Raw genomic sequence first — 24,218 nt, forward strand, 5'->3', positions numbered from 1 at the left:
TTCCCATCAATGACCGATCTCCCCACTTCATCTGCTTCCCGCGTCGCCGTCGTCACCGGAGGCGCGCGCGGCATCGGCCTGGCCATCGGCCGCTGGTTCCTGGCGCACGGCTACAGCGTCGCGCTGCTCGACATCGACGGCGCCACGCTCGACCAGGCGGTGGCCGAACTCGCGCAGCCTGCAAAGGTGCTTGGCCTGCACTGCGACGTGTCGAAGCCATCGCAGATCGAGCGCGCGGCAAAGGCCGTGGTCGAGCGCTTCGGCCACGTCGACGCGCTGGTCAACAACGCCGGTGTGGCGGTGTTCAAGCCGGTGCTCCAGACTTCGTTCGAGGAATGGCGTACGGTGCTCGGCACCAACCTGGACGGCGCGTTCCTGTGCACCCAGGCCTTCGGCGCGCTGATGGTCGAACGCGGGAGCGGCGCGGTGGTGAACATCGCCTCCATCTCCGGCCTGCGCGCCAGCACGCTGCGGGTCGCCTATGGCACCAGCAAGGCGGCGCTGATCCACCTGACCAAGCAGCATGCGGTGGAACTGGGCAATGCGGGCGTGCGCGTGAACGTGATTGCGCCGGGGCCGGTGGAAACCGAGATGGCCAAGCTTGTGCACAGCGTGGCGATCCGCTCCGACTATTACGACACCATTCCGCTGGGCCGCTATGGCACGCCGGAGGAAATGGCCAACGCCGTGGGCTTCCTGTGCAGCGACGAGGCGAGCTTCATCAATGGCCAGGTGCTGGCCGTCGATGGCGGCTTCGATGCCGCGGGTGTCGGCCTGCCGACCCTGCGCCGGGGCATGCCCGCGCCCGCCGCCGATCACGCCTGACAAGAAGGACCGCCCAATGGCCACCAACGCCTGCATCATCGGCTGGGGACACACGCCTTTCGGCAAGCTCGACGCAGTGGAGAGCGAAGCGCTCATCCGCTCAGCGGTCGAGCCCGCGCTGCAGACCGCGGGCCTCGCCGCGGCCGACATCGACGGCATCTTCGTCGGCCACTTCAACAGCGGCTTCCTGCCGCAGGACTTCAGCGCGTCGCTCGTCGGCCTGGCATTGCCCGAGCTGCGCCACGTTCCCGCGGTGCGCATGGAGAACGCATGCGCCACGGGCTCGGCCGCGATCTGGGCCGCGCTCGATGCGGTGCAGTGCGGGCGCGTGCGGCATGCGCTGGTGGTCGGCTTCGAGATCATGAATGCCGTGCCCGGCCCGCGCATCGCCGAGACGCTGCTGCGCTGTTCCTACGTGAAGGAAGAGGGCGCGACCCCGGCGGGCTTTGCGGGCGTCTTCGGCCAGATCGCGGGCCAGTACTTCGAGCGCTTCGGCGACCAGAGCGATGCGCTGGCCGCCATCTCGGCCAAGAACCACGCCAACGGCGTGCACAACCCTTACGCGCACATGCGGCGCGACCTGGGCTTCGACTTCTGCCGCCAGCCGTCGGAGAAGAATCCGTTCGTCGCCGGTCCGTTGAAGCGCTCCGACTGCTCGCTGGTTTCCGACGGCGCGGCGGCGCTGGTCATCTCGGCCGCGCCGATCGCATCGGCGACGGTCCCGGCGGTGCGCTGGCGCTCGCGCACGCAGGTCAACGACTACCTGCCGCTGTCGCGCCGCGACCCGACGCGCTTCGAGGGCGCGGCGCTCGCGTGGCAGCGGGGGCTGGCCGCGGCGGGGCTGTCGCTGCATGACCTGGGCTTCGTCGAGACGCACGACTGCTTCACCATTGCGGAGCTGCTCGAGTACGAGGCCATGGGCCTGGCGCCGCACGGGCAGGGCGCACGCGTGATCCTCGACGGCGTGAGCCGCAAGGACGGCAAGCTGCCGGTCAATCCGTCGGGCGGTCTGAAGTCGCGCGGCCATCCGATCGGCGCCACGGGCGTGTCGCAGCATGTGATGGCGGCCATGCAACTGGCGGGCCTGGCGGGCGACATGCAGGTGGGCTCGGGCAAGCCGGGCGCGGTCTTCAACATGGGCGGCGCCGCAGTTGCCAACTACCTGAGCGTGCTGGAGGTGCACCCGTGAACGAAGCGCGGGCGATGAACCTGTCCGCGCTGCTGTCGCAGACGGCCGCGCTGTTTCCCGACCGGCCGGGGCTGATCCAGGGCGAGCGGCAGTGGACCTGGCGCGAGATCGACGCGCGCGTCGATGCGCTGGTGCAGGGGCTGCGCTCGCTGGGTATGCGGCCGGGCGACAAGCTGCTCGTGATGTCGCGCAACAACCCGGCGCTGTTCGAGAGCTGCTGGGCCGCCTTCCGCCTGGGCGCGGTCTGGGTGCCGGTCAACTTCCGGCTCACGCCGCCGGAAGTCGCCTACCTGGGCAGCGCCAGCGAGGCCAGCGTGATGCTGGCCGAGGACTGCTTTGCCGAGCATGTGGCGGCGGTGAAAGCCGCGTCTTCGCATCTGCGCTCGGTCGTCACCATCGGCCTCCCGCGCGCCAGTGAACTCGGCTACGAGCCGCTGCTCGCGGCCAACGCCGGTGCGCCCGCGGCGATGGCGCAGGTCGATGCCGACCACCCCCTGTGGTACTTCTACACCTCGGGCACCACCGGCCGCCCGAAGGCCGCCGTGCTGACGCACGGGCAGCTCGCCTTCGTCGTGACCAACCACCTGGCCGATCTCATCCCGGGCACCACCGAGCACGACTGCTCGATCGCCGTGGCGCCGCTGTCGCATGGCGCGGGCATCCATGCGCTGCTCAACGTGGCGCGCGGTGCGGCCACCGTGCTGCTCGCGTCCGACAGGCTGGAGCCCGCCACCTTCTGGGCGCTGGTGGAGCGGCACCGCGTGACCAATGTCTTCACGGTGCCGACCATCGTCAAGATGCTGGTGGAAGACCCGGCCGTCGACCGGTTCGATCATGGCTCGCTGCGCTACGTGGTCTATGCGGGCGCGCCGATGTACCGCGCGGACCAGAAGCGCGCGCTGCAGAAGCTCGGCAAGGTGCTGGTGCAGTACTTCGGCCTGGGCGAGGTCACGGGCTGCATCACGGTGCTGCCGCCGGCCATGCATTCCGCCGACGACGATGATCCGAACGCCCACATCGGCTGCTGCGGCCGGGCCCGCACCGGCATGGAGGTGGCCATCCTCGATGCGCAGATGCAGCCGGTGCCCGCCGGCACCGTCGGCGAGATCTGCTGCCGCGGGCCGGCCGTGTTTGCGGGCTACTTCAACAACCCCGAAGCCACCGGGAAGGCGCTGCGCGGCGGCTGGTTCCACACCGGCGATCTCGGCCGCATGGATGCGCGCGGGCTGCTCTACATCACGGGTCGCGAATCGGACATGTACATCTCGGGCGGCTCGAACATATACCCGCGCGAGGTCGAAGAAATCCTGCTGATGCATCCGGCCGTGCGCGAGGCGGCGGTGCTCGGCATCGCGGACGAGAAATGGGGCGAGGTGGGCGTGGCGGTGATCGTGGCCTCGCAGCCCGGCCTCACGGCCGAGCAGCTCCTGCAGCACCTGGACGGCCGCTGCGCGAAATACCGCTGGCCGCGGTACATCTTCTTCTGGGATGCGCTGCCGAAGTCCGGCTACGGAAAGGTCGCCAAGGCCGACATCCGCAAGCAGCTGTTCGAACGCGGCGACGTGAAGGAGGCCGCCACCACCTGAGCGCACCCATCGACGCCGCCCCGCACGACCAGATCCATTCACAAAAGGACCAGGAGACAAAAAATGAGCATTTCCCGCCGCACCGTGCTGCGCTCGACGGCACTGGCCGCCAGCCTCGCCGTTCCCATGCACCGGGCCTTCGCGCAGAAGGCCGAGTTCAACTACAAGTACGCGAACAACCTGCCGGTCACGCATCCGCTCAACATCCGCGCCAAGGAGATGGCCGACGCCATCCGCGCCGAGACCGGCGGCCGCGTCGACATCCAGATCTTCCCGAGCAACCAGCTGGGCTCCGACACCGACATGCTGAGCCAGCTGCGCTCGGGCGGCGTGGAGTTCTTCACGCTGTCGGGGCTGATCCTTTCCACGCTCGTGCCGTCCGCATCGATCAGCGGCGTGGGCTTTGCCTTCAACGACTATGCGAGCGTGTGGAAGGCGATGGACGGCGAACTCGGCGCCCACATCCGCCAGCAGATCGCCAAGGCCAACATCGTTCCGATGGAGAAGATCTGGGACAACGGCTTCCGCCAGATCACCTCGTCGAGCCGCGCCATTGCCGCGCCGCAGGACATGAAGGGCTTCAAGATCCGCGTGCCGGTTTCGCCGCTGTGGACCTCGATGTTCAAGGCGCTCGACGCCGCGCCCACCTCCATCAACTTTGCCGAGGTCTATTCGGCGCTTCAGACGAAGATCGTCGACGGGCAGGAGAACCCGCTGGCCATCATCGCGACGGCCAAGCTCTACGAGGTGCAGAAGTACTGCTCGCTGAGCAACCACATGTGGGACGGCTTCTGGTTCCTGGCCAACCGGCGCGCCTGGGAAAAGCTGCCTGCCGAGTTGCGCACCGTGGTGGCCCGGCACATCAACGCGGCCGGCATGAAGGAGCGCGCCGACGTGGCTGAACTCAACGCCGGGCTGCAGAAGGAGCTGGCCGCCAAGGGCATGGCCTTCAACCAGCCCGACGCGGCCGCCTTCCGCGACCAGCTGCGCAAGGCCGGCTTCTACGGCGAGTGGAAGGCCAAGTACGGCGACGAGGCCTGGGCGCTGCTCGAGCGCAGCGCGGGCAAGCTTGCATGAGCGGGCCGGCCCTCGCCCTGGCGGCCGGCACGCGCGTCGACGCGCCCCGGCTGTCGGCCATCGAGCGCCGGCTCGGCGCGCTGGTCGACATCGCCGCCGGCGGCCTGGTGCTGGCCGACGTGGTGGTGCTGCTCGCGGGCGTGCTCGCACGCTTCGTGTTCCACAGTCCGCTGGTCTGGTCCGACGAGCTCGCGTCGATCCTGTTCATCTGGCTCGCGATGCTGGGCGCGGTGGTCGCGCTGCGGCGCGGCGAGCACATGCGCATGACGGCGCTGGTCTCGATGCAGCCGCCGTCGCGGCGTCCGCTGTTCGAAGCCCTGGCGCTGTGCGCTTCGCTCGCGTTCCTGGCGATGGTGGCATGGCCGGCCTGGGAGTACGCGTCCGAGGAGCGCTTCATCACCACGCCCGCGCTGAACATCTCGAATGCATGGCGGGCCGCGGCGCTGCCGGTGGGCATCGGCCTGATGGGTTTGTTCGCGGTGCTCAGGCTGCTGCGCGACCTGGAGTGGCGGGTCACGGCCAAGGCGGTGGCGATCGTCGCCACGCTGATCGTGGCGTTCACGCTCGGCCGCTCGGTGTTCCAGGAGCTCGGGCGGCTGAACCTGCTGGTGTTCTTCGTCGGCGTGGTGCTGGCGGGCGTGCTCGCGGGCATTCCCATTGCCTTTTCGTTCGGCCTCGGCACCTTCGGCTACCTCGCGCTGGCCACCGACACGGCGCTGCCGGTGATCGTGGGGCGCATGGACGAGGGCATGTCGCACCTGATCCTGCTCGCGGTGCCGCTGTTCGTGTTCCTCGGCCTGCTGATCGAGATGACCGGCATGGCCAAGGCGATGGTCGCGTTCCTCGCAGGCCTGCTGGGGCATGTGAAGGGCGGGCTGTCGTACGTGCTGGTGGGCGCGATGTACCTCGTGTCGGGCATCTCGGGCTCCAAGGCGGCCGACATGGCGGCAGTGGCGCCGGCGCTTTTTCCGGAGATGAAGCAGCGCGGCGCGAGCGAGGGCGAACTCGTCGCGCTGCTGGCCGCGACCGGCGCGCAGACCGAGACGGTGCCGCCCAGCCTGGTGCTGATCACCATCGGCTCGGTCACGGGCGTGTCGATCGCCGCGCTGTTCACGGGCGGCCTGCTGCCGGCCGTGGTGCTGGGTCTGATGCTGTGCGTGGTCGTGTACTTCCGCTGCCGCGGCGAGGACCTGCGCGAGGTCATGCGCACGCCTTGGCGCGAGGTCGGCCGGCTGGCCGTCGTGGCACTGCCGGCGCTGGCGCTGCCGTTCGTGATCCGCGCGGCGGTGGTCGAGGGCGTGGCCACCGCGACCGAGGTCTCGACCATCGGCATCATGTACGCCGTGGTCGCGGGGCTCGTCGTGTACCGCCAGTTCGACTGGAAGCGGCTGGGGCCGATGCTCGTTGCGACGGCGTCGCTGTCGGGCGCCATCCTGCTGATCATCGGCACCGCGACGGCCATGGCCTGGGGCCTCACGCAGTCGGGCTTCTCGCGCCTGCTGGCCGAAGCGATGACCGGCCTGCCCGGCGGCGCGCCGATGTTCCTGGCGGTGTCGCTGGTGATCTTCGTGGTGCTGGGCAGCGTGCTCGAGGGCATTCCGGCGATCGTGCTGTTCGGCCCGCTCCTGTTCCCGATAGCGCGGCAGCTGGGCATCCACGAGGTGCACTACGCGATGGTGGTGGTGCTGTCGATGGGGCTCGGCCTGTTCGCGCCGCCGCTGGGCGTGGGCTACTACGCGGCCTGCGCGATCGGGCGCGTGCATCCCGACGCGGGCATCCGGCCGATCGCGGGCTACATGGTCGCGCTGCTGGTGGGGACGATTGCGGTGGCGGCGATTCCTTGGCTGTCGATTGGGTTTCTTTGAGTGGGCGGGGCCTGCTGTCAGGGGGTGGGGGCTTCGCCTTTGGCGTCTGGGACTCGAGGCAGTAAAGCCTTGATGCGCTGGCGAAGCAGCGCGGGTGAGTTCGATGCGTGCTTCGAGCACGCCCGTTGATGGTGTGGGCGTTCAATCATGCAGCGGCTTCCTGCCTAATGCGCGTGCCAGTTCATCGAGCAATCGCCGCTCTCGCGCATGGAGCACCGATGCATCGACATGGCGCCAGTTGCGTTCGTAGGTGGCCCACGCCTCTTCGGGCGTGAGTTCGGTGCCCGGTGCCAGCTGCCAGGCGAGTCGGCGCAGTTGGGGGTAATCGGCGATACGAACGCCGCCAGGAATCGGCGCCGGCTGTGCGGATTGTGTTGACGGGACCACGTCGACATCCAGGCCCAGCGCTGCGATTGCATTCATGTAGGCCCCCATCGTGACCGAGGGCTCGCCGCGTTCGATGCGATGCAGCGTCATGCGGGACACGCCTGCAGCCTCTGCCGCCGCAGTGGCGCTGACCTTCAGGGCCTTGCGGCGAGCATGGATGCGCCGGCCGAATGCTGCGAGGCGGCGATCGGCCGCGGGGGTGAGAGGCGGGGCTGCAGAAGGCATATGTGTATCTCATATTAGACAAGCCAGGAGATTTGTCCAGAATGAGTGACATAAAGCAATGGAAAGAATGGTCTGTCGCATTCGACAAATTCCCAATCGGAGACAGGACTTCCGCCGCAGTCCGCCTCACGTGTTGTGGCGTCGCGATGACGGCCCGCGGCAGCCCTGGTGGCGCGTGCAACGCGCTCAACTGTTCATGACGCGCGCAAAGATGGCCTGGTGCAGCCATCGCGGTGTTGCCCACACCATCGCGACGGCAGCCTTGTTGTTGAAGCCCGGAACCACACTGACGCGGCCGGCGTGCAGCGCACGGATTCCCGCCCGCACCACCGGTGCCGGCTTCATCATCAGAAGCTTGAGCCCCCATGTGATCTTCTGTTTCGCGGCCTGCGCAAAACCGGTGTCGGACATGCCGGGGCACAGCGAGGTCACCGTCACGCCATCGCGCTTGAACTCACGGTGCAAGGCATCGCCAAGGCGCAGCACATAGGCCTTGGCGGCGCCATAGACGGCCATGTTTTCCACGCCGAAGTGAGCAAGCATGCTGGCCACGAGCAGTATCTTGCCGTGGCCGCGTGCGCGCATGTCCTCGCCGAAGAGCCGCGTCATGACCGTGAGGCTCGCGATGTCCAGGTGCAACATGTCCAGGGCGCTTTGCATCGGCGTGTCGAGGAAAGCGCCCTGCAGGCCGTGACCCGCGTTGTTGATCAGGATCTCGACCGCAATGGCGCGCTCGCGAAGGTTGGCGTGCAACCTGTGGACGGCGGCCACGTCCGACAGGTCTGCCTGCTCCACGATGACCTTGATGCCCCACTCCTGTTGCAGCGCCGCAGCCAGGGCCTGCAGCCGATCGAGTCGGCGCGCAACCAGAATCAGCGGGTGGCCCTTGGCTGCGTATTGCCTTGCGAATTCTTCGCCGAAGCCACTGGACGCACCAGTGATGAGAACCCAGGAGTCGACGTTGGTAGCCATGATGTTCGCCTTTGTTGAAGTTGCAGTGACGCTGGAGGTGGCCGGCATCCTTGCTTTCAGGCAAGATTGGAGACCGATGGTCTGTAATTTAACAGACCATCGGTCTTTTAGCAAATGGAACGTGATCACCGCATGAATTCGCCCATCCCCTACGTACGCGCCCGCTCTGCCGAGCAGAAGGAAGAGCGGCGCCGCCACCTGCTGGTCACCGCCCGGAAAATGCTGCAACAGAGCCCGGAGGCCCTGGACCTGGGCATCAACGAACTCGCGCGCGAGGCGCAGATGACCAAGTCGAACGTCTACCGCTATTTCGAAAGCAGCGAGGCCGTGTTGATGGACCTGCTCGTCGAAGAATTTGCAGGATGGCATGCCGAGCTGGGCACGGCGCTGGCGCGCGGCGGCAAGGCCGGCGCGAGCGTCGAGCACATTGCCCGCGTCTTCGCCTCGACCATTTCTGCCCGGCCCCTGCTTTGCCGGCTGATCAGCATCCTGCCGTCCATCCTCGAGCGCAAGGTGTCGTACGAACGCATGGTCGACTTCAAGGGCAGCCTGCTGGCCATCCGGCAACGGACAGCGCAGGACTTCCATGCCCGCGTGCCCGCCGTGCCGGTGCGAGCCTTCGAACAGGTGGTGAAGCATGCGCTGCCGCTCATCATCGGGCTGTGGCCGCTCAGCAACCCGGCCGGGATGGCCGCACAAGTGATCGAGCTTCCCGACTTGAAGAGCCTGCGGTACGACTTCGAAAAAGACCTCGAACATGCCCTGCTCACATTGATGCGGGGAATGGCCCAGGCATAGAAGGCGTTCGCGGCCGGGAATGCGCCATGCCATGGGCGCAAAACGCCCGGTCGCAGCAGGGTCTTGCGCTGAGCCGCACCTCCAGGTGCTGTAGCGTGGCATGGGCAGCCTGGCCATCCCTTGGCACCGTCCCAACACCATGAAGCCCCCGAATGCAGCAACAAGCCATCTCCGCCCACGACATCTTCCCGCACATCCGCATCGTCATGGGCATGGTGATCGGCCTTGGCGTCACGCGGCTCTTGTCGGGCGTGGCGCGCATCGTGCAACACCCGGCGCAGTACCGGCTCTATGCGGTGCACCTTGCCTGGGTGGCTTCGGTCCTGCTGGCGCTGGTGCATTTCTGGTGGTGGGAGTTCGGCCTCTACCAGATCGAGAGCTGGACCTTCGGCACCTATGCCTTCATCGTGAGCTACGCGATCGTGCTGTTCCTGCTGTGCGCGCTGCTCTTTCCGGACAGCATGCGCGACTACGCGAGCTATGAAGACTATTTCTATGCCCGGCGCGCCTGGTTCTTCGGCCTGCTGGGCGCGACCTACCTGCTCGACGTGGTCGACACGCTGATCAAGGGCGAGGCGCACTTCGCCCGGTTTGCGCTGGAATACCTGATCCGCACGCCCGTTCTCGTGACGCTGTGCATCGTGGCGGCCAGGACAGCCAGCCAGCGCTTTCACACCGTCTTCGTGGCGGCCACGCTGGTCTACCAGCTGTCGTGGATCTTCAGGCTCTTCGACACGTTGAACTGAGGGTACCCCTGCGTTCCCGGCTGACGCGCGCATCGGCGGCAGCCTACGTTGAAAACCAAGGGCTTCACATTCAAATGGCGCCGACGTCGAACGGGGACCGAGGCGTGCCGTGCGTCTTGCCGTCGGCGGATCAGGAGACAGCCATGCGCACCCACGACGAGAAGAAGAACAACGGCGAGACAAGCCATGCCTTCCATGACGAGGACAGCGATCCCCCGCAAGCCCTGACCGGCACCACCCGGCGCTCGCTGCTGCGCAGCGCCGTGCTGTTCGCGATGTTCACGGGCAGCGGCATTGGCCTGAGCGCCTGTGGTGGCGGCGGTGGCGGAGGAGGTGGTGGCTTCGGCGGCGGCATCGGCGGCGGGGGAGGTGGGGGCGGAAGCCCGCCCGAGGGTTCGGACTCGGTGTTCAAGCACGGCATCGCGAGCGGCGATCCGTTGTCCGACCGCGTGATCCTCTGGACCCGCGTGACGGCGCCTGCGCCGGGCACGCTCAATGTCGACTGGGAGGTGGCCAGCGACGAGCGCTTCGGCATCATCGTTGCGCGCGGCACCGCGAGCACCGGCCCCGAGCGCGACTACACGGTCAAGGTGGACGCCGCGGGGCTTCAGCCGGCCAGCACCTATTTCTATCGCTTCTCCATGGGCAACGACCACTCGCCGATCGGCCGCACGCGCACGTTGCCGGTGGGCGGCGTATCGCAGGCGAGGCTGGCGGTGGTGTCGTGCTCCAATTTCCCGAGCGGCTACTTCAACGTGTATGCCGACATTGCCAAGCGCACCGACATCGACCTGGTGCTGCACCTGGGCGACTACATCTACGAGTACGGCCGCGTGGGCTATGCGTCGCAGCTCGCCATCGCCATCGACCGCGAGTCGAACCCCGACCACGAGATCCTGACGCTCGCGGACTACCGCCTGCGCCATGCGCAGTACCGCACCGACGCGGACCTGCGGGCCCTCAATGCGCGGCTGCCGATGATCGCGGTGTGGGACGACCACGACGTGGCCGACGACGCGTGGTCCGGCGGCGCCGAGAACCATGACGAAGCGACCGAGGGCAGCTTTGCCGCACGGCGCGCGGCCGCCGTGCAGGCCTACCACGAGTGGCTGCCGACGCGGCTGCCCGACCCCGCCAACCCGCTGCGGATCTACCGCTCCTTCGACTTCGGCACGCTGGCTTCGATGCACATGCTCGACACCCGGCTGATCGGCCGCGACAAGCAGGTCACGCTCGAGCAGTACCTGGCCGGGGAAGCGTCGGCGCCGACGCGGCAGCTGATGGGCCAGCCGCAGGTGGACTGGCTGTCGCAGCGCATGTCTGCATCGCCCTGCACCTGGCAGGTGCTCGGCCAGCAGGTGCTCATGATGCGCATGGCCATTCCCCTGAGCATCGCGACCGACTTCAGCCTCGAGACATTGACCGCCTACCTGGCGGCGCTGGCGCTTCCGGACTCCGCGCGCAGCGACAGCCAGCGGGCCCTGGTCACGCAGCAGAAGGTGCCCTACAACCTGGACGCGTGGGACGGCTATCCGGCCGCGCGCGACGCGGTGCTGGCCATGGCGCGCAACCAGGGCAAGAACCTGATCTCGCTGGCCGGCGACACGCACAATTCATGGGCCGGGAACCTCACCGACAATACCGGGCAGCGGGTCGGCGTGGAGTTCGGCACCTCGTCGGTGTCGTCGCCGGGCTTCGAGCGGGCGCTGCCGCTGATCGCCAACGACCTGCTGGCCGACGGCTTCCGGCGCATGGTCGACGACCTGCGCTATGCCGAGACCAGCAAGCGCGGCTATGTGGTGCTGACCCTGACGCCGGCCGAGGCGCGCTGCGACTACATCGAGGTCAGCACGGTGTTCAGCCGCGACTATTCGGTACGGCTCGCCGCCACGCTGCGCGCGCTGCCGGGCGCGGGCAACCTGCAGGTGCTCGCTGCCTGAACATGGGTGGTTGGTGGCGCGCCACCGTCAGGATCGCGCCACCAGGCCGCGGATGTAGGCATCGAGCGTCGTCGAGCCGCGCAGGGCATCGCCTGGCATCTCGAAGCCGCTGTCGACGCTCACCGCGGCCATTCGCGCATACGAGTCTGCGGCCGCTTCTGAAAAGCCGAGGGCGCGGTACGCCGCCTTCCACTGGTTGCGCGGCGTGACGTCGAGCTCCACCGGCCGGCCGAGCGCTTGCGAGAACGCCTTCGCCACGTCCGCCGAGGTATAGCGCCGCGGGCCCTCCACGTAGCGGATGCCGACGTCGTCGAGCGGGGACACCAGCCTGCGGGCCGCGATCTCGCCGAGGTCGTGCGGCGCGGCCATGGGAATGGCAAGGCCGGGGTCGTACATCGTGGGCAGCCTGCCCGTGCTGCGCACGGCGTCGAGCAGTCCGTCCCAGTTGCTCATGTAGTAGGCCGCACGGTTGATGGCTGCCGGAATGGATTGGCGGCGCAGGCCCTCTTCGAGTTCCCACAGCACGCTCAGGTCGCCGATGCGCTCGCCGGGCTGCGCGCCGCCGGTCGATTCCGCCACCACCTTCTGCAGCCCCGAGCCCTCCAGCGCAGACAGGATGTTGGCGACCGTGTGCCGCTCGATGGTGTCGGTGTCCGCCGACGTGTCCGCGGATGGATTGAGCAGGAAGGCGCGGCGACCGCGCTGCAACGCCGCGCGCAGCGACGCCACGTCTTCGACGTTGGCCTCGGCGATCTCGGCGCCCCTTGCGCGCCATGCGCCGGCGCGCTTCGCGTCGCGCGTGACGATCGTCACTGGTTCGCCGCGGTCGAGCAGTGCCTGCGCGACCGCCGAGCCTACGTGTCCTGTGCCACCCATGATGACGTACATCCGTGTCTCTCCTTTTCGTCGTGCCTGGAGGAAAGTCTGTTGAGGTGCGATCGGGCGCAATGGCTCACCGCGCGGGCGCAGGGCCTGCGCAGACCATGTCCACGATCAGTGCCTTGGTGTAGCGCACGAACGCCGCAACCTGGGTAGGACGATCGGCCAAGTTGTCCGGCGCACGGCCCAGGTAAGCCGCATGCGCACTCGCCAGCACGGGCCGATGCTCGTCCGGCAGGCGCTCCAGCGCCCATGCGGCTGCGGCATCCTTGGGCGCGATCTCGCCGGTGCTCGCGCTGAACCAGATGCGCGCGAGCGCCAGCACCACATTGCGCTCGTCGCCCTGCCAGTCCGGCGCGTCGTTCCACTGCGCCACGGTGTCCAGCAGCGAGCGCGTGAAATCGGCGCGCGGCACCGGGTCGAACAGTTCGTCCGCGGGAGGGCCGAGCAGGCAGATGCTGTGCTGCCTGAGCTTGCCGAGCAGGATCGCAAGGTCATGGTCGGGCATGGCGGGCTCCACGATGCCGGTCTGCAGTTCCTCGCGCAGCCATTCGCCGAACTGCAGTTCGCGCAGCGGCGGATAGCGCCAGGGCACGACCTCGCCTCGGACGACGAGCGTCACTTCGAGCGGGCGCCATGGTGCGCCGGCGCCGGGGCTGCCCGAGACCGACAGCAGGTCCATCATCAGTGCTTGCCGGACCGATGCGGCCAGCGGGGCGCCCACGGTCACCATCAGGTCGATGTCGCTGTGCGGCTTGAGCCCTCCATCGACGGCGGAGCCGAACAGGTGGATGGCCTGGAGCGTGCCGGCCAGGTGGCGCTCGAGCACGGTGCGCGCCTGCGACAGCTGCGGGATGATTTCAGGGGGCAGTGACAGTGAAGCGGTCATCGCGGCCGATGTTAAGGGCCGCGGAAACGGGCAGGCAATGAACGCGGCGGATCAATCCACGCGGATGTTGCGCGCCTTCACCACGCGGCTGTAGATCTCCGCATCGCGGCGCACCATCGCGCTCATCTCGGCGCGCGTGACGCCCAGCGGCTCGCTGTTGAGGTCCTTGATGCGCTTGGCGAGGTCCGGGTCCTTGCTGGCTTCGACGAACACCGCATTGAACCGGTTGAGCAGCGCGGCCGGCGTGTTCGCAGGCGCCCAGATGCCGTGCCACGACATCATTGAGAAGCCCGGCATCACCTCCGAGAGCGTGGGCACGTCCGGCAAAGCGGGGTGGCGCGTGGGGCCCGAGTAGGCCAGCGCCTGCACGCGGCCGCTGCTGATCAGCGGATAGCCCGTGGCGATCGGTTCCATCAGCGTGTCGACCTGTCCGCCGACGAGATCGGCGATGGGGCTCGCGCGGTACGGCACATGCAGCATCGTGATGCCCACCTCGTCCTTCAGGGACTCGACGATCAGCTGCGACGGGCTGCCGGCGCCATACGAGGCGTGCGAGTAGATGCCGGGCTTTTCCTTGGCCGCGGCCACAAGCTCCTTGATGGTCCTGGCCGGGAACTTGGTGTTCGCGATCAGCACGAGGCCCTGGCGCATCGTGGTGGCGACGGGGACCAGGTCCTTCTCCGGATCGAACGGCAGCTTGCTGTAGATGTACGGGTTGATCGTGAACGCCGTCGACAGGTTGTAGAGGAAGGTGTAGCCGTCCGCCGGCGCCTTGGCGACGGTGTCCGACGCCAGGTTGCCGGCCGTGCCGGGCTTGTTGTCGATGAGCACCGGCACGCCGAGCTTGCGGCTCGCATAGTCGCCGTACATGCGCGCGAAGATGTCGGGCGGCGTGCCGGGCGCGAAGCCCACCACGATACGGATCGGCTTGCTCGGCCATTCCGCATTCTGGGCAGCTGCATGGCCCGTGGCCAGGATGCCGGCGAGACCCAGCACCAGGCCGAGCATCTTCTTGACGAGGGTTGTTGTCGAACGCATGGCTTGTCTCCTTGGGCCGATGGGGGCCCGTTTGTTGGGTTGTTCTGTCTTCTTCAATCCACCTGCGCGCCGGAGCGGCGCACGGCCTCGCCCCACTTCGCGATCTCGGCCGCGCCGAAGGCGGCCATTTCCGATGTGTTCATCGCCAGGGGCTCGATGCCCTGGGCCGCGAGCTTGTCGCGCACCGCAGGCTGGGCGAGCACCGCCTGCGTGGCTTCGCGCAGGCGGTCGCGCTGCGCGGCGGGCATGTCGGCCGGCGCATACAACATGAACCACGCGACCAGGTCGAAGTCCGGAATGCCCTGCTCGGCGAGCGTGGGCACGTCGGGCGCGGCCATGCTTCGCCGGGCGCTCGATGCGCCCAATGCGCGCAGCTTGCCGGCGCGGATCTGCGGCAGCACGGCGGCCGGGTGATAGAACATGAATTGCACGTTCCCCGCCATCACCTCGGTGAGCGCCTGGGCGCCGTCGCGGTAGGGCACATGGACGAAGTCCTTGCCGAGCCGCAGGTTGAGCAACTCGCCCGCAAGATGCCCCGAGGTGCCATTGCCGGCCGAAGCAAAGCTCACCGACTTGCCGCTGGCCTGGCGCAGGTCCGCCACCGTCTTCCACGGCGCCGCGGCGGGCACGACCAGCAGCGTGGGCGTGGCGCCGACGAAGCCCAGCGGCACGAAGTCGCGCTGCGGCTGGTAGGACAGGCGCTTGTAGAGCGTCGCATTGATGGCATGCGTGCCCACGGTGCCCAGCAGCACGGTGTGTGCGTCCGCCCCCGAGCGGGCCGCGAGTTCGCTGCCGATGGCACCGCCCGCGCCGGGCCGGTTGTCGACGATCACCGCCTGCGACAGCTGGCGCCCCAGCGCTTCGGCCAGCACGCGTCCCACGATGTCGGTCGTGGTGCCGGCAGCGAAGGGCACGACCAGCTTGAGGGGGCGCGCATCGCCTGCCTGCGCCCATGCGCTGCCGCTGCCCTGCGCAAGCAGCGCCGCGGCCACAGCCGCCGCGGCCAGGATGGCGCGGCGCTTCGTCACCGCGCCTCCCCGAAGGCCGCGGGCACCGTGCCTTCGTACTGCAGTTCGCGCGTGGCCTGGTAAGAGAGCGCAAAGCCGCTCGGCATCTCGGCCTCTTCCGCAAGGTGGGCGATCAGTCCCGCGGTGCGCGCAAGGATCGGCACGCCCCGCAGCGACGCCACCGGAAAGCCCACACCCAGCAGCACCGCCGGAATTGCCGCGGAGACGTTCATGCGCAAGTCCTTGCCGACGATGCCCGGGATCGCTTCTTCCAGCGCCTGCGCGATGCGCACGTAGCGCAGGTCGGCACCGGCCTGTGTCGCCACGTCGATCAGCCGGTCGACGCGCGGATCGCGTTCCTTGTGCAGCGGATGGCCGTAGCCAGGGATCGCCGCGTGCGCGGCCTTGAGTTCGGCGATGGCCGCGGCGGCGGCCTGCTGCAGCGTGGCGCCTGCATCCATGCGCGCCGCCACATCCATGAACAGGCGCCCGGCCGTTTCCGATGCGCCGAGGATGACGGAGCCGCAGCCGAGGATGCCGGCCGCCACCGCGCCCTGCAGCGCATCGGGCGCGGCCGCGAAGGTCATGCGGCTGGCCTGCACGCTCGGCACGAGGCCGTGCTCGGCGATCGCCACCAGCGTGGCGTCGAGCACGGCGCTGCACGCGGCATCGGGGCGGCGCCCGGTGAGCAGCAGGAAGAAATAGTCGCTGAACGACAGGTGCCCGATCAACTCCTGGCACAGGTCCTGGCCGCGCACGACGATGGTGTGTTCGTCCGAGGTGCAGATGGCGGTGCGCGGGACGGTGGACTTTCCGATTTTCATGGGCGTGGTCTTTCAGGCGTGTCGGGGTTCGAGGCGGAAGTCGTAGTGCGCGGACCAGTAGGGCGTCTCCATCGGCCGGCCGTCCGGCGCGCGGCCCGGCGGGTGGGACTCGAAGTCCACGACGAGCCGCGGCCGCACGCCGAACACGGCATCGGATTCGATGTACGGGCTGCCCGCCACGAACAGGTGCGTGGTCACGGGCACATGGCCCGGCGCCGAGACCATCATGTGGATGTGCCCGGGGCGGTTCGGATGCCGTCCCATGGCCTCCAGCATGCGGCCCACGGGCCCGTCGACCGGAATCGGATAGAAGCTCGGGCGGATCGACCAGAACCAGTAGCGGCCTTCGTGATCGGTGCGGATGCGCCCGCGTGCCTGCATCGCGGCGCCCTCGAGCTGCATGTCGTACACGCCTTCGCCGTCGCCCGACCAGATGTCGAGCAGCGCGCCTTCGAGCGGCTGGCCGTGGGTGTCGGTGACGCGGCCGCTGTAGAAGGTCGGCTCGCCGCGGGCGCCCTGAGCCACGTCGGCGCCCAGCGGCAGGTCGGGCGCGCCTTCCCAGTAGAAGGGGCCCTGCACGGTGGCGTGCGTGGCCTCGGCGAGCTCGGTGGCTTCGGTCGCTTCGTTCACGGCGCGGCCGCGCTTGCTGGCGGCAGCGCGCAGCTGGTCCAGGATCACGACCATCATCGAGGCGCCCAGCGTGTCCGACAGCAGGATGAACTCCTGGCGCTTGTCGGTGCAGGTCTGGCCCGTGGCCGTCAGGAATTCGATGGCCTGCATCCACTCGTCCGGCTTCAGGTCCACGTCGCGGATGAAGGCATGCAGATGCGTGATCAGCGACTGCATGAGCTGCAGGAAGCGCGCGTCGCGCGTTCCCTCCAGGCTCTTGAGCACGGTCTGCGTCAGCTCGCTTTCGTTCGATGGCGTCATGGTTGTCTTGTCTCCTGGCTCGTTGTGTTTTCGGAAGGCCGTGCCGGGCTCAGCGCGCGGCGTTGGGAGGCTGCCCCAGGCGCTGGCGGATCGGGTCGACGATGGCCGCGTTGTCGGCCCCGAGCATGGGAGGTGCCGTGACTTCCAGCGCGCGCTCGCCGTCGAAGCTCACGGGCGAGCGGATGGTGTGCCACTCGCCGCCCTCGGGGTGCGGCGCGCTCACTTGCAGCTGCAGATGCCGCGCCTGCGGGTCTTCCATGGCCTCGCGCGTGTCGTACATGGGCGCATGCGGCACGTCCTCGGCCTCGAGCCGCGCGCACCACGCAGCGCGGGTCTGCTGGCGGAACACGCCGCCGAGCAGCGCGATCAGGTCTTCCTGGTGCGCGATGCGCGCCTCGCGCGACGCGAAGCGCGGGTCCGCGAACAGGCGGGGGCGCTCGATGGCGTTGGCCAGGCCCTGCCAGAACTTCTCGGGCGAGGACATGTGCAGCGCGATCCACAGGCCGTCCGCGCACTCCAGCACGTAGGACTGCGAAACGCTCGGCCGGCTGAACGGGCCCATGACCTCGTCCTCCGAAAAGAAGTGCGTGAAGGCGTCGAGGTTGAAGTGGCACATCGCCTCCAGCATCGACACCTCGACCGCGCGCCCGCGGCCGGTGCGGCCCCGCTCGACCAGCGCGCCGAGCACGCCGTAGGCGGCGTAGAAGCCGGTCATGGCGTCGGCCAGCGCGGGGCCGACCACGCGCGGGTTGGCCGGGTTCACCAGCAGCTTGAGGAAGGCGCTCGCGGCCTGCGCCACCGTGTCGTAGGCAGGGCGGCCGGCTGCGGGGCCGGTCTGCCCGAAGCCGCTGATGGCGCAATACACGAGCCGTGGATTGAGCGCCCGCAGCCTGGCCTCGCCGGCGCCCAGCCGCTCGGCCGCACCGGGGCGGAAATTCTGGATGTAGACGTCCGCGTCCTTGACCAGCTCGTCGAACACGGCCGCGTCCTCGGGCAGCTTGGGGTTGAGCGTGACGCTGCGCTTGTTGCGGTTGTAGGTCTGGAAGTGCGGGCTGTAGAGGCCGCCGCGAAAGGCGCGGAACGGATCGCCCGCGCCGGGCTGCTCGATCTTGACCACCTCGGCGCCCAGGTCCGCGAGGAACATGCCGGCGGCCGGTCCGGTGATGAACGTGCCTTGCTCCAGCACCTTGATGCCGCTGAGGACTTTTTGCACCGGGAGGTCTCCTGTGGTCGTTGTGGGGGCCGGAGAAACTTTAGGTTGCATCCGCGAATCTCGGAAATGATTGTTTTCCATCGTTAGCATCGATGTCATCGATCATTGATCCCGAGGAACGCCATGGAACTCCGGCACCTGCGCTACTTCATCGCCCTGTCGGGCTCGCTGAACTTCACGCGTGCGGCCGAGCGCCTGCACGTGACGCAGTCGACGCTGTCGCACCAGATCAAGCAACTCGAAGAGGAGATCGGCGTTGCGCTGTTCGACCGCATCGGCAAGCGCGTGAGCCTGACCGACGCCGGCGACGAGTTCCTGCACTACTGCACCAAGGCGCTGCACGAGATCGACCTGGGGCTGGGCGCGCTGCGCCAGGACAGCTCCGACGTGACCGGCGAGTTGCGCGTGGGCTCGACGCACACCTTCAACCTCGGCTTCATTCCCGACTGCATCGCGAGCTTCCAGGCGCGGCACCCGCGCGTGAAGGTGGTGGTCGAGGAGCTGTCGGCCGACCAGATCGCCGCGCGCCTGCAGCAGGGCACGCTGGACCTGGGCATCGCCTACCGGCCGAGCGTGCCCGGGCCGCTGCAGTTCGAGCCGCTCTACAACGAGGAGATGGTCCTGGTGGTGGCCAAAAAACATCCGCTCGCGCGGCGCAAGCGTGTGCGCATGGTGGAGCTGCACCGCCTGCCGATGGTGCTGCTGCCGGCCAGCTTCGCGACGCGCCAGATGCTGGACGAGTGCTTCCGCTCCTGCGGTGCGCAGCCGCACGTGGTGGCGGAGATCAACACGCTCGCGCCGATGATGGACCTGGTCGCCAAGACGCAGCTCGCGTCCATCGTGGCCGCGAACGTGGTGAACCCGCTCTCGGGGCTCGTGGTCATCCGGCTGGAAAGCCCCACGCCCGTGCGCACGCCCGGCATGCTGTGGTCACCGGTGGCGCGCGACGCGGCAGCCACGCGCGCGTTCTCGACCATCGTGCGCAAGTTGGCGCTGCGCAGCAGCCTGCAGGGCGCGGCCCCGCGCGTGCGCTAGCAGCGGTATCGGCTCTTCAGGCGGTTCGGAGCTTCTGAAATTCGCTGCGCAGCCGCACGACGACAGTGGCGAGATCCAGGTCACCCAGCTGGTTCCTCTGGAGGAAGGCGGCCCATTGCCTTTGTTTCGCTGGATCCTGCGCGAACGCATCGCTCAACCCCGAGGGCAGGCTGTTGGGCATCACCAATTGCCGCCGCGCGAAAGTGGCATCGACGGCCCGGCGCATCTCGGCGGCTTCCAGCGAACCTTCGGTGAGCAGCACCCAGAGATCGAAGTAGTCCTTCATGCGGGTATTGGCCATGCCCAGCAGGCACACCGCATGAAACTTCTCGGCGACTACCGTGTATTTCGGATAAGCGCGCAGTTGCGGCGCGGGCAGGTCTTCGAGCAGCACCGGGTATTGCACCGATTCCGGTGCCGGTGTGACCGCATCGCCAAAGCCGATATCCACTTGCAGCGCGAGACGCGCGCCATCCAGTTGTGCCCGCAGATCGATCCGTACGCCGCCATAACCCGCTTCCTTGCGGATCACCGAGCCCTTGACCGAGGCAGGATCGAACGCGATGCCATCCTCCAGCTCGATCCGGCAGATATCGCGGAACACCGAAGTGGCGGTGTCGATGTCGTCCGGACCGAAGCCCAGCAGGTCTGCATCGCGGGTCGGCCGATGCGGCTGGTCGTACCACAGCGAAAACAGCAGCGCGCCCTTGAGCAGGTAGTTGGCGGCATGCGGCGAGATCGACAGCCGGTACAGCAGCCGCTCCAGCCCATAGTGGGTGAGCGTCAGGTTGAAGTCCTGTCTCGTGGCGTCTGCGCGCTGCTTCAAGCGGGCGCGGATGGACGCTGCGAGGTTGCGGCTCATGCCGTGATGCTTTCCAGATAGGGGCGCATGACATTGGTCACGCGATCCACCGTGGCGTACTGCCAGAGCGCATCCATCGTCAGCTTGCGCTGCGACCAGCCGTCGCGCAGCGCTTCCAGCCCCACGTCCAGCCCGATCTTGTTGCGGTACTTGAAACAGTCGGCGACTGTCTTGGCGGCATTGAACACAGGCACTTGCACGCCGTCGATTTCGACGGGCTCGACGCCTTCGGTCAAGGCCGCCCCCGACATGCGCACCACGCGCAGCGCGGGCTGGTCCAGTCGCGGTGTGGGCGAGTGATGCGGGATCGCCATCCAGACCTCGAACGGTGCCTGCGTGCCGATGCCGTGGACGCGCAAAGCCGAGAGCAGGCACACCACGCCGCGCGGCACGCGCAGCGCCACCTCGGCCAGGGACCGGTGCTCGCTGAGCGCTCGTCCCGGCAGGCCGTAGACACCGCGGGCAACGCGCTCGAGCTTGCCGGCCGCCACGAGCCGGCTGAGAACCGCCGTCGGCAGGCCCTGCCTCGCAAGATCCCGCGCGCGCAGCAGCGGCTGGCGCTCGGCGAGTGCGAGCGCGGCTTGTTCAAGGGTCGGATTGGAGTGCAGTGCCACTGTGCTAGTTTGTTGCAATTACTAGTCAGTTGTCAATAAATGACTAAATTTCGCACTTCGAAGGTTTGGCCGCCTGCTCACTTCTGATGGCAAAGGCGGCGCGAGCTCTGGTAGAAGCACGCCATGACCGTCTCGCTCGCGGCCTCCCTCATCGAACTCGCATTCGGATCGGAACTCGGCGCCTCCGGCGATGCCGGGCGCAATCGCTGCACGCTCGATGGCGTGACGTGGCAATCCCTGCCGGACGGCGCCGTCGAACTCCGCGTCCGGCGGTTCGAGGCGATGGCGCTGCGGCTGGCGTCGGATCCGTTCGTCCTTGAAATCGGCCGCATCGACGCGCATGAGCTGGTGGCCCGGCTGCGCGTCGAAGCCGGCGTGCCGCGCCTGGTTTCCGTCCAGGCGGACAGAGCCGAGTTCTCGGGATTGAAGCTGCACGGCCCCCTGGTCCTGCCGCCCCGGATCCGGAAGATCCGCGAGGCGAGCCAGGGCGCGACGGACGCAGCGGCGGCAACGCCCGGCGACGCGGCCGGCCATACTGCAGCCGATGCATGGCACCTTGCTCCCCTCGGCGAAGCCGAAGGCACGATCCGCGGCCAGATCACCGACGCGCACTTGCTGTTCGATGCCGACGTCACGGTGCCCTTTCGCGGCGGCCAGATCGACTTCAACGATGCGACGGTCGAGCATGTCGGCCCCGACTCGCGCATGGGCGTGAGCCGCATGGGCGTTTATGTCGACGCGCCCAATGGGCGCAGCTACCTGTACCAGTTCGCCTCGGCGCCGCTCGCGGGCGTGGTGTTCGAGCACCGCGGGGCCTTGCTGGGGCCTTGGGTTTCCGAGCGCGGCAAGTTGCAGTTGCAGGCCTTTGCCGAGTCGATGCTGCGCCAGGGCCACAGGGGCCCGGGCCATGGGCTGACGCAGCAGGCGCGCCTGCTGCTGAGCCGCACGTCGCTCTCGGGCGAGCTGCGGCTTGGCGAGGGGCTGGTTGCCGTGCCGGGCCTGCAAATGCATCTGGAAGGGCGCCATGCGATCGGACTGCACTCCCATTCCGTCGGCCGCGGCCTCAAGGTGGAGATGGCTTCACTCGCGGCCCGCGATGCCGCGGCGGCCTGGCAGGGTGCGCAGATGGGCTTCGACCGGGCGACGGCGAAACTGGAGATCGAGATCCTTGTCGAAGGTCCGGCGATGCGCTTCGTACTCGATGTAGAGAACGGCACAGTCGCGGGGCTGCGAATGGATCTTCAGCCAGGAAGGCCGGACGGCAGCGAAGGCGGCTGAGGCGGGAGCGAAGATCGCCTTGCGACTCGGGGCGACCGGTTTTCGACGGGCAATGGCCGTCCTGCAACCTCAGGGGGCGAACCCGTTGATGCGCCAGAACGCTCGCAGGATCAGAGCCTCCACCAGCCACCATTGGCCGACCAGCAAGCCGATGGTTGTTCCTGCCGCAGCCGCGCACTTGAAGCCGGCCTGCCAAAGGAGTCTCGCCGCAAGCACGGCGCTCAGGCCCGTCAGCAACCACAGCCACACGTAGTACCACTCGCTTGCGGAAAGGGTCCTGTAGGCCAAAAAGCTGAGGATGGATGCGCATGCAAAAGGCATCCACGATCCGACTTGCCGCAGAGTCATGGGGTTGCTAGCGCTGACCCAGCGTCGGCCGATCCTGCGGCACGAACTCCCGATCCGGGCGCGGCAGCGGCGCGACGCCTTCCCGCGCAAACCAGTGAACGATGGCGGCGCCTATCACCGGCAGCAGCAGGACAAGTGCGATCTGCGCCAACTTCTGCGACCGGCCGAATGCATCCGATCGCAGCACGAGCGTAACGACGTACACGTCGTACACGTCGTACACGAGCAGTGCCGCGGCAAATGCCAAGCCGAGCCAGGACCATGGAGACATACGCAAACCCGTTCATGAGCATGTCGAGATGGTAGCGATCCCCTGGGATGGCTCTCTGGTTGCTCCCGAACACGGCACCACGGATGCCGCGGAGGGCTGCGGTAGCGTCGGGTCAATCGTTATTGCGTTCGCACCTGCGCGAATTGACGAGGCAGGCGGCGTAGTCGGGATCGTGCTTGAGCAGGAACATCGCGCGTGCCGCGACCGCCGTGTCCGCGAAATCGCTGAACAGCCCGTCGACGCCGGCCTCGTAGAACGCAAGGTATTCATTGACCGCGTTGCCGCTGAAGCTGCCGGTCAGGCGCTTCTGTTCGCTGCGGAAGGTGTACGGATGGACCAGCAGTCCCAGCCGGTGCGCATTGGCAATCACGTTGGTGGGGGGCAGCAGCACGCGGTCGCGCTCGTCGATGACGCCGTCGCCGGTCACGTCGGCGCACGCCCCGGCCTGCACGGACTTGCACGCGCTCGAAATCAAGTACGGCTTCCACGGGCCGATGCCGTCCGCATAGCCCTTCACTTCCTGCAGGCCGCGCGGCGTCAGCAGATCGCTGAAGAGGCCGTCGCGGTTCGACACCACCCAATCGTAGGGTTTGTCGTAAGGCTTGCTGAGGTCCAGCGTGCCGTCGGGCTTGACGTCGTTGGCGTCCACCAGCTGGATCAGGCGCACGCTCGTCTTGCTGCGCAGATAGCGAAGGTTGGCGGTCTCGAAGGACTGGATGAAGACAGGGGCGTTGCGCTGGTTCCAGCCGGCCGCGCTCAGCACGTTCAGCAGCCTGTCCTCCAGGGGCAGGCCGATGCTCTGGTGGTAGGTGGGATGCTTGGTTTCGGGATAGATCCCGATGCGCCGCCCCTCTTCGCGGGACTTGCGCTTGGCCAGGTCGATCACCTCGGCCAGCGTCGGGATCTGGAACTTGCCATTGAACGACTGGTCGCGCTCCGCGAAGGACTGCACGGCGCGCAGCTGCTTGATCTCGGCCAGCGTGAAATCGCTGGCGAAGAAGCCGTCGGTCGCGACACCATCGAGCATGACCGTGCGCCGGCGGTTGGCAAACTGCGGCAGGTCCTTGACGTTGGTGGTGTCGATCAGGTTGGGCTCGTGCCGGGCGATCAGGTGGCCGTCCTTGGTGGCGACCAGGTCGGGCTCGATGTAGTCGGCGCCCAGCGAGATGCCGAGCGCGTAGGCCTCCAGCGTGTGCTCGGGCAGGTAGCCGTTGGCGCCGCCGCGATGGCCGATCACGAGCGGCGCATTGTCGGCGCGGCGCCTTGCGTTCTCCTCGTGCGCGGTGGCCGGGCCCGCGGCGGCGAGCAGCAGGCCCAGGCCGAAGAACGCATTGCAGATCTTTTTCAGGGTGTGCATGGATGTCTCCTCGCTGGTGTGCGGACGGACCTTAGGCGGCGTGCATGACAGGCCGGTGAATTC

24 protein-coding genes are annotated in these 24,218 nt (G+C 68.0%); 10 read left to right on the forward strand and 14 right to left on the reverse strand.

Annotated elements, in window-relative coordinates:
• Window positions 1-9 precede the first annotated feature (9 nt).
• From FB547_RS16410 to FB547_RS16430, 5 genes are all read left to right on the forward strand, one after another.
• Window positions 10-825, forward strand: coding sequence for an SDR family NAD(P)-dependent oxidoreductase (locus FB547_RS16410; RefSeq protein ID WP_145743989.1), 816 nt, complete (start codon window positions 10-12; stop codon window positions 823-825).
• 16 nt (window positions 826-841) lie between these two features.
• Window positions 842-2,014 (forward strand): acetyl-CoA acetyltransferase, encoded by a 1,173-nt coding sequence (locus FB547_RS16415; RefSeq protein ID WP_145743991.1) that lies wholly within the window; start codon window positions 842-844, stop codon window positions 2,012-2,014.
• Entirely contained in the window at window positions 2,011-3,600 is a 1,590-nt protein-coding gene (locus tag FB547_RS16420) for an acyl-CoA synthetase (protein WP_145743993.1), read from the forward strand. The genes FB547_RS16415 and FB547_RS16420 overlap by 4 nt, the downstream gene beginning before the upstream one ends.
• A 63-nt stretch (window positions 3,601-3,663) precedes the next feature.
• The gene (locus FB547_RS16425) at window positions 3,664-4,677 is read left to right on the forward strand and encodes a TRAP transporter substrate-binding protein (protein ID WP_145743995.1); all 1,014 of its coding nucleotides are present in this window, start codon (window positions 3,664-3,666) and stop codon (window positions 4,675-4,677) included.
• Window positions 4,674-6,542, forward strand: a complete 1,869-nt coding sequence (locus FB547_RS16430; protein ID WP_145743997.1) for a TRAP transporter large permease subunit — start codon at window positions 4,674-4,676, stop codon at window positions 6,540-6,542. Before FB547_RS16425 ends, FB547_RS16430 begins: the two co-directional genes overlap by 4 nt.
• Before the next feature lie 141 nt (window positions 6,543-6,683).
• Here the strand turns inward: FB547_RS16430 and FB547_RS16435 are convergent, their stop codons facing one another.
• Together FB547_RS16435 and FB547_RS16440 are read right to left on the reverse strand one after the other, a co-directional pair.
• On the reverse strand, window positions 6,684-7,154 hold the full coding sequence (locus tag FB547_RS16435; protein ID WP_145743999.1) for a helix-turn-helix domain-containing protein: 471 nt from the start codon (window positions 7,152-7,154) through the stop codon (window positions 6,684-6,686).
• Between the two features lie 186 nt (window positions 7,155-7,340).
• On the reverse strand, window positions 7,341-8,174 hold the full coding sequence (locus FB547_RS16440; RefSeq protein WP_222431241.1) for an SDR family NAD(P)-dependent oxidoreductase: 834 nt from the start codon (window positions 8,172-8,174) through the stop codon (window positions 7,341-7,343).
• Window positions 8,175-8,258: 84 nt separating this feature from the next.
• Between FB547_RS16440 and FB547_RS16445 the strand changes: the two genes are divergently transcribed.
• The 3 genes from FB547_RS16445 (at window position 8,259) to FB547_RS16455 (ending at window position 11,610) form a co-directional block, all read left to right on the forward strand.
• Window positions 8,259-8,924, forward strand: coding sequence for a TetR/AcrR family transcriptional regulator (locus tag FB547_RS16445; protein ID WP_145744006.1), 666 nt, complete (start codon window positions 8,259-8,261; stop codon window positions 8,922-8,924).
• Between the two features lie 152 nt (window positions 8,925-9,076).
• Window positions 9,077-9,670, forward strand: a complete 594-nt coding sequence (locus tag FB547_RS16450) for a hypothetical protein (RefSeq protein ID WP_145744008.1) — start codon at window positions 9,077-9,079, stop codon at window positions 9,668-9,670.
• A gap of 143 nt (window positions 9,671-9,813) precedes the next feature.
• Window positions 9,814-11,610: an alkaline phosphatase D family protein gene (locus FB547_RS16455; protein WP_145744009.1), complete on the forward strand. Its 1,797-nt coding sequence runs from the start codon at window positions 9,814-9,816 to the stop codon at window positions 11,608-11,610.
• Between the two features lie 27 nt (window positions 11,611-11,637).
• Here the strand turns inward: FB547_RS16455 and FB547_RS16460 are convergent, their stop codons facing one another.
• The 7 genes from FB547_RS16460 to FB547_RS16490 form a co-directional block, all read right to left on the reverse strand.
• Window positions 11,638-12,498 carry an NmrA family NAD(P)-binding protein gene (locus FB547_RS16460; RefSeq protein ID WP_145744011.1) on the reverse strand — a complete coding sequence of 287 codons (861 nt, stop codon included), beginning with the start codon at window positions 12,496-12,498 and terminating at the stop codon, window positions 11,638-11,640.
• Between the two features lie 64 nt (window positions 12,499-12,562).
• Window positions 12,563-13,378 carry an AadA family aminoglycoside 3''-O-nucleotidyltransferase gene (locus tag FB547_RS16465; protein ID WP_145744013.1) on the reverse strand — a complete coding sequence of 272 codons (816 nt, stop codon included), beginning with the start codon at window positions 13,376-13,378 and terminating at the stop codon, window positions 12,563-12,565.
• Between the two features lie 51 nt (window positions 13,379-13,429).
• Entirely contained in the window at window positions 13,430-14,416 is a 987-nt protein-coding gene (locus FB547_RS16470; RefSeq protein WP_145744015.1) for a Bug family tripartite tricarboxylate transporter substrate binding protein, read from the reverse strand.
• 53 nt (window positions 14,417-14,469) lie between these two features.
• Complete coding sequence (locus FB547_RS16475; RefSeq protein WP_261380303.1) at window positions 14,470-15,444, reverse strand: Bug family tripartite tricarboxylate transporter substrate binding protein; 975 nt, start codon at window positions 15,442-15,444, stop codon at window positions 14,470-14,472.
• Complete coding sequence (locus FB547_RS16480) at window positions 15,441-16,247, reverse strand: citryl-CoA lyase (RefSeq protein ID WP_145744016.1); 807 nt, start codon at window positions 16,245-16,247, stop codon at window positions 15,441-15,443. Before FB547_RS16480 ends, FB547_RS16475 begins: the two co-directional genes overlap by 4 nt.
• A 12-nt stretch (window positions 16,248-16,259) precedes the next feature.
• Window positions 16,260-17,177, reverse strand: a complete 918-nt coding sequence (locus FB547_RS16485; RefSeq protein ID WP_145744018.1) for a dioxygenase — start codon at window positions 17,175-17,177, stop codon at window positions 16,260-16,262.
• A gap of 49 nt (window positions 17,178-17,226) precedes the next feature.
• Window positions 17,227-18,390: a CaiB/BaiF CoA transferase family protein gene (locus FB547_RS16490; RefSeq protein ID WP_145744020.1), complete on the reverse strand. Its 1,164-nt coding sequence runs from the start codon at window positions 18,388-18,390 to the stop codon at window positions 17,227-17,229.
• 123 nt (window positions 18,391-18,513) lie between these two features.
• Here FB547_RS16490 and FB547_RS16495 point away from each other — a divergent pair, with 123 nt between their 5' ends.
• Window positions 18,514-19,425 (forward strand): LysR substrate-binding domain-containing protein, encoded by a 912-nt coding sequence (locus FB547_RS16495; protein ID WP_145744021.1) that lies wholly within the window; start codon window positions 18,514-18,516, stop codon window positions 19,423-19,425.
• Between the two features lie 16 nt (window positions 19,426-19,441).
• On the opposite strand, the gene FB547_RS16500 is transcribed toward FB547_RS16495, so the two are convergent.
• On the reverse strand, window positions 19,442-20,287 hold the full coding sequence (locus tag FB547_RS16500; protein WP_145744023.1) for a nucleotidyl transferase AbiEii/AbiGii toxin family protein: 846 nt from the start codon (window positions 20,285-20,287) through the stop codon (window positions 19,442-19,444).
• Window positions 20,284-20,901: a type IV toxin-antitoxin system AbiEi family antitoxin domain-containing protein gene (locus FB547_RS16505; RefSeq protein ID WP_145744025.1), complete on the reverse strand. Its 618-nt coding sequence runs from the start codon at window positions 20,899-20,901 to the stop codon at window positions 20,284-20,286. Before FB547_RS16505 ends, FB547_RS16500 begins: the two co-directional genes overlap by 4 nt.
• 123 nt (window positions 20,902-21,024) lie before the next feature.
• On the opposite strand from FB547_RS16505, the gene FB547_RS16510 reads away from it, so the two are divergent.
• On the forward strand, window positions 21,025-22,179 hold the full coding sequence (locus tag FB547_RS16510; RefSeq protein ID WP_145744027.1) for a hypothetical protein: 1,155 nt from the start codon (window positions 21,025-21,027) through the stop codon (window positions 22,177-22,179).
• Between the two features lie 69 nt (window positions 22,180-22,248).
• Here the strand turns inward: FB547_RS16510 and FB547_RS16515 are convergent, their stop codons facing one another.
• From FB547_RS16515 to FB547_RS16525, 3 genes are all read right to left on the reverse strand, one after another.
• Window positions 22,249-22,527: a hypothetical protein gene (locus FB547_RS16515; RefSeq protein WP_145744029.1), complete on the reverse strand. Its 279-nt coding sequence runs from the start codon at window positions 22,525-22,527 to the stop codon at window positions 22,249-22,251.
• Between the two features lie 7 nt (window positions 22,528-22,534).
• Complete coding sequence (locus FB547_RS16520; RefSeq protein WP_145744031.1) at window positions 22,535-22,798, reverse strand: hypothetical protein; 264 nt, start codon at window positions 22,796-22,798, stop codon at window positions 22,535-22,537.
• A gap of 112 nt (window positions 22,799-22,910) precedes the next feature.
• Window positions 22,911-24,155 carry a glycerophosphodiester phosphodiesterase gene (locus FB547_RS16525; protein ID WP_145744033.1) on the reverse strand — a complete coding sequence of 415 codons (1,245 nt, stop codon included), beginning with the start codon at window positions 24,153-24,155 and terminating at the stop codon, window positions 22,911-22,913.
• Between the last annotated feature and the right edge of the window lie 63 nt (window positions 24,156-24,218).

It is taken from the genome of Variovorax beijingensis (assembly GCF_007828835.1).
Lineage (GTDB): Bacteria > Pseudomonadota > Gammaproteobacteria > Burkholderiales > Burkholderiaceae_C > Variovorax > Variovorax beijingensis_A.

What these genes read in the sequence shown, in the direction of transcription:
- FB547_RS16410 (WP_145743989.1), top strand. Translation starts at nt 10, where the DNA reads ATGACCGATCTCCCCACTTCATCTGCTTCCCGCGTCGCCGTCGTCACC.
- FB547_RS16415 (WP_145743991.1), top strand. Translation starts at nt 842, where the DNA reads ATGGCCACCAACGCCTGCATCATCGGCTGGGGACACACGCCTTTCGGC.
- FB547_RS16425 (WP_145743995.1), top strand. Translation starts at nt 3,664, where the DNA reads ATGAGCATTTCCCGCCGCACCGTGCTGCGCTCGACGGCACTGGCCGCC.
- FB547_RS16430 (WP_145743997.1), top strand. Translation starts at nt 4,674, where the DNA reads ATGAGCGGGCCGGCCCTCGCCCTGGCGGCCGGCACGCGCGTCGACGCG.
- FB547_RS16435 (WP_145743999.1), bottom strand. Translation starts at nt 7,154, where the DNA reads ATGCCTTCTGCAGCCCCGCCTCTCACCCCCGCGGCCGATCGCCGCCTC.
- FB547_RS16440 (WP_222431241.1), bottom strand. Translation starts at nt 8,174, where the DNA reads ATGCCGGCCACCTCCAGCGTCACTGCAACTTCAACAAAGGCGAACATC.
- FB547_RS16445 (WP_145744006.1), top strand. Translation starts at nt 8,259, where the DNA reads ATGAATTCGCCCATCCCCTACGTACGCGCCCGCTCTGCCGAGCAGAAG.
- FB547_RS16450 (WP_145744008.1), top strand. Translation starts at nt 9,077, where the DNA reads ATGCAGCAACAAGCCATCTCCGCCCACGACATCTTCCCGCACATCCGC.
- FB547_RS16455 (WP_145744009.1), top strand. Translation starts at nt 9,814, where the DNA reads ATGCGCACCCACGACGAGAAGAAGAACAACGGCGAGACAAGCCATGCC.
- FB547_RS16460 (WP_145744011.1), bottom strand. Translation starts at nt 12,498, where the DNA reads ATGTACGTCATCATGGGTGGCACAGGACACGTAGGCTCGGCGGTCGCG.
- FB547_RS16465 (WP_145744013.1), bottom strand. Translation starts at nt 13,378, where the DNA reads ATGACCGCTTCACTGTCACTGCCCCCTGAAATCATCCCGCAGCTGTCG.
- FB547_RS16470 (WP_145744015.1), bottom strand. Translation starts at nt 14,416, where the DNA reads ATGCGTTCGACAACAACCCTCGTCAAGAAGATGCTCGGCCTGGTGCTG.
- FB547_RS16480 (WP_145744016.1), bottom strand. Translation starts at nt 16,247, where the DNA reads ATGAAAATCGGAAAGTCCACCGTCCCGCGCACCGCCATCTGCACCTCG.
- FB547_RS16485 (WP_145744018.1), bottom strand. Translation starts at nt 17,177, where the DNA reads ATGACGCCATCGAACGAAAGCGAGCTGACGCAGACCGTGCTCAAGAGC.
- FB547_RS16495 (WP_145744021.1), top strand. Translation starts at nt 18,514, where the DNA reads ATGGAACTCCGGCACCTGCGCTACTTCATCGCCCTGTCGGGCTCGCTG.
- FB547_RS16500 (WP_145744023.1), bottom strand. Translation starts at nt 20,287, where the DNA reads ATGAGCCGCAACCTCGCAGCGTCCATCCGCGCCCGCTTGAAGCAGCGC.
- FB547_RS16510 (WP_145744027.1), top strand. Translation starts at nt 21,025, where the DNA reads ATGACCGTCTCGCTCGCGGCCTCCCTCATCGAACTCGCATTCGGATCG.
- FB547_RS16515 (WP_145744029.1), bottom strand. Translation starts at nt 22,527, where the DNA reads ATGACTCTGCGGCAAGTCGGATCGTGGATGCCTTTTGCATGCGCATCC.
- FB547_RS16520 (WP_145744031.1), bottom strand. Translation starts at nt 22,798, where the DNA reads ATGTCTCCATGGTCCTGGCTCGGCTTGGCATTTGCCGCGGCACTGCTC.
- FB547_RS16525 (WP_145744033.1), bottom strand. Translation starts at nt 24,155, where the DNA reads ATGCACACCCTGAAAAAGATCTGCAATGCGTTCTTCGGCCTGGGCCTG.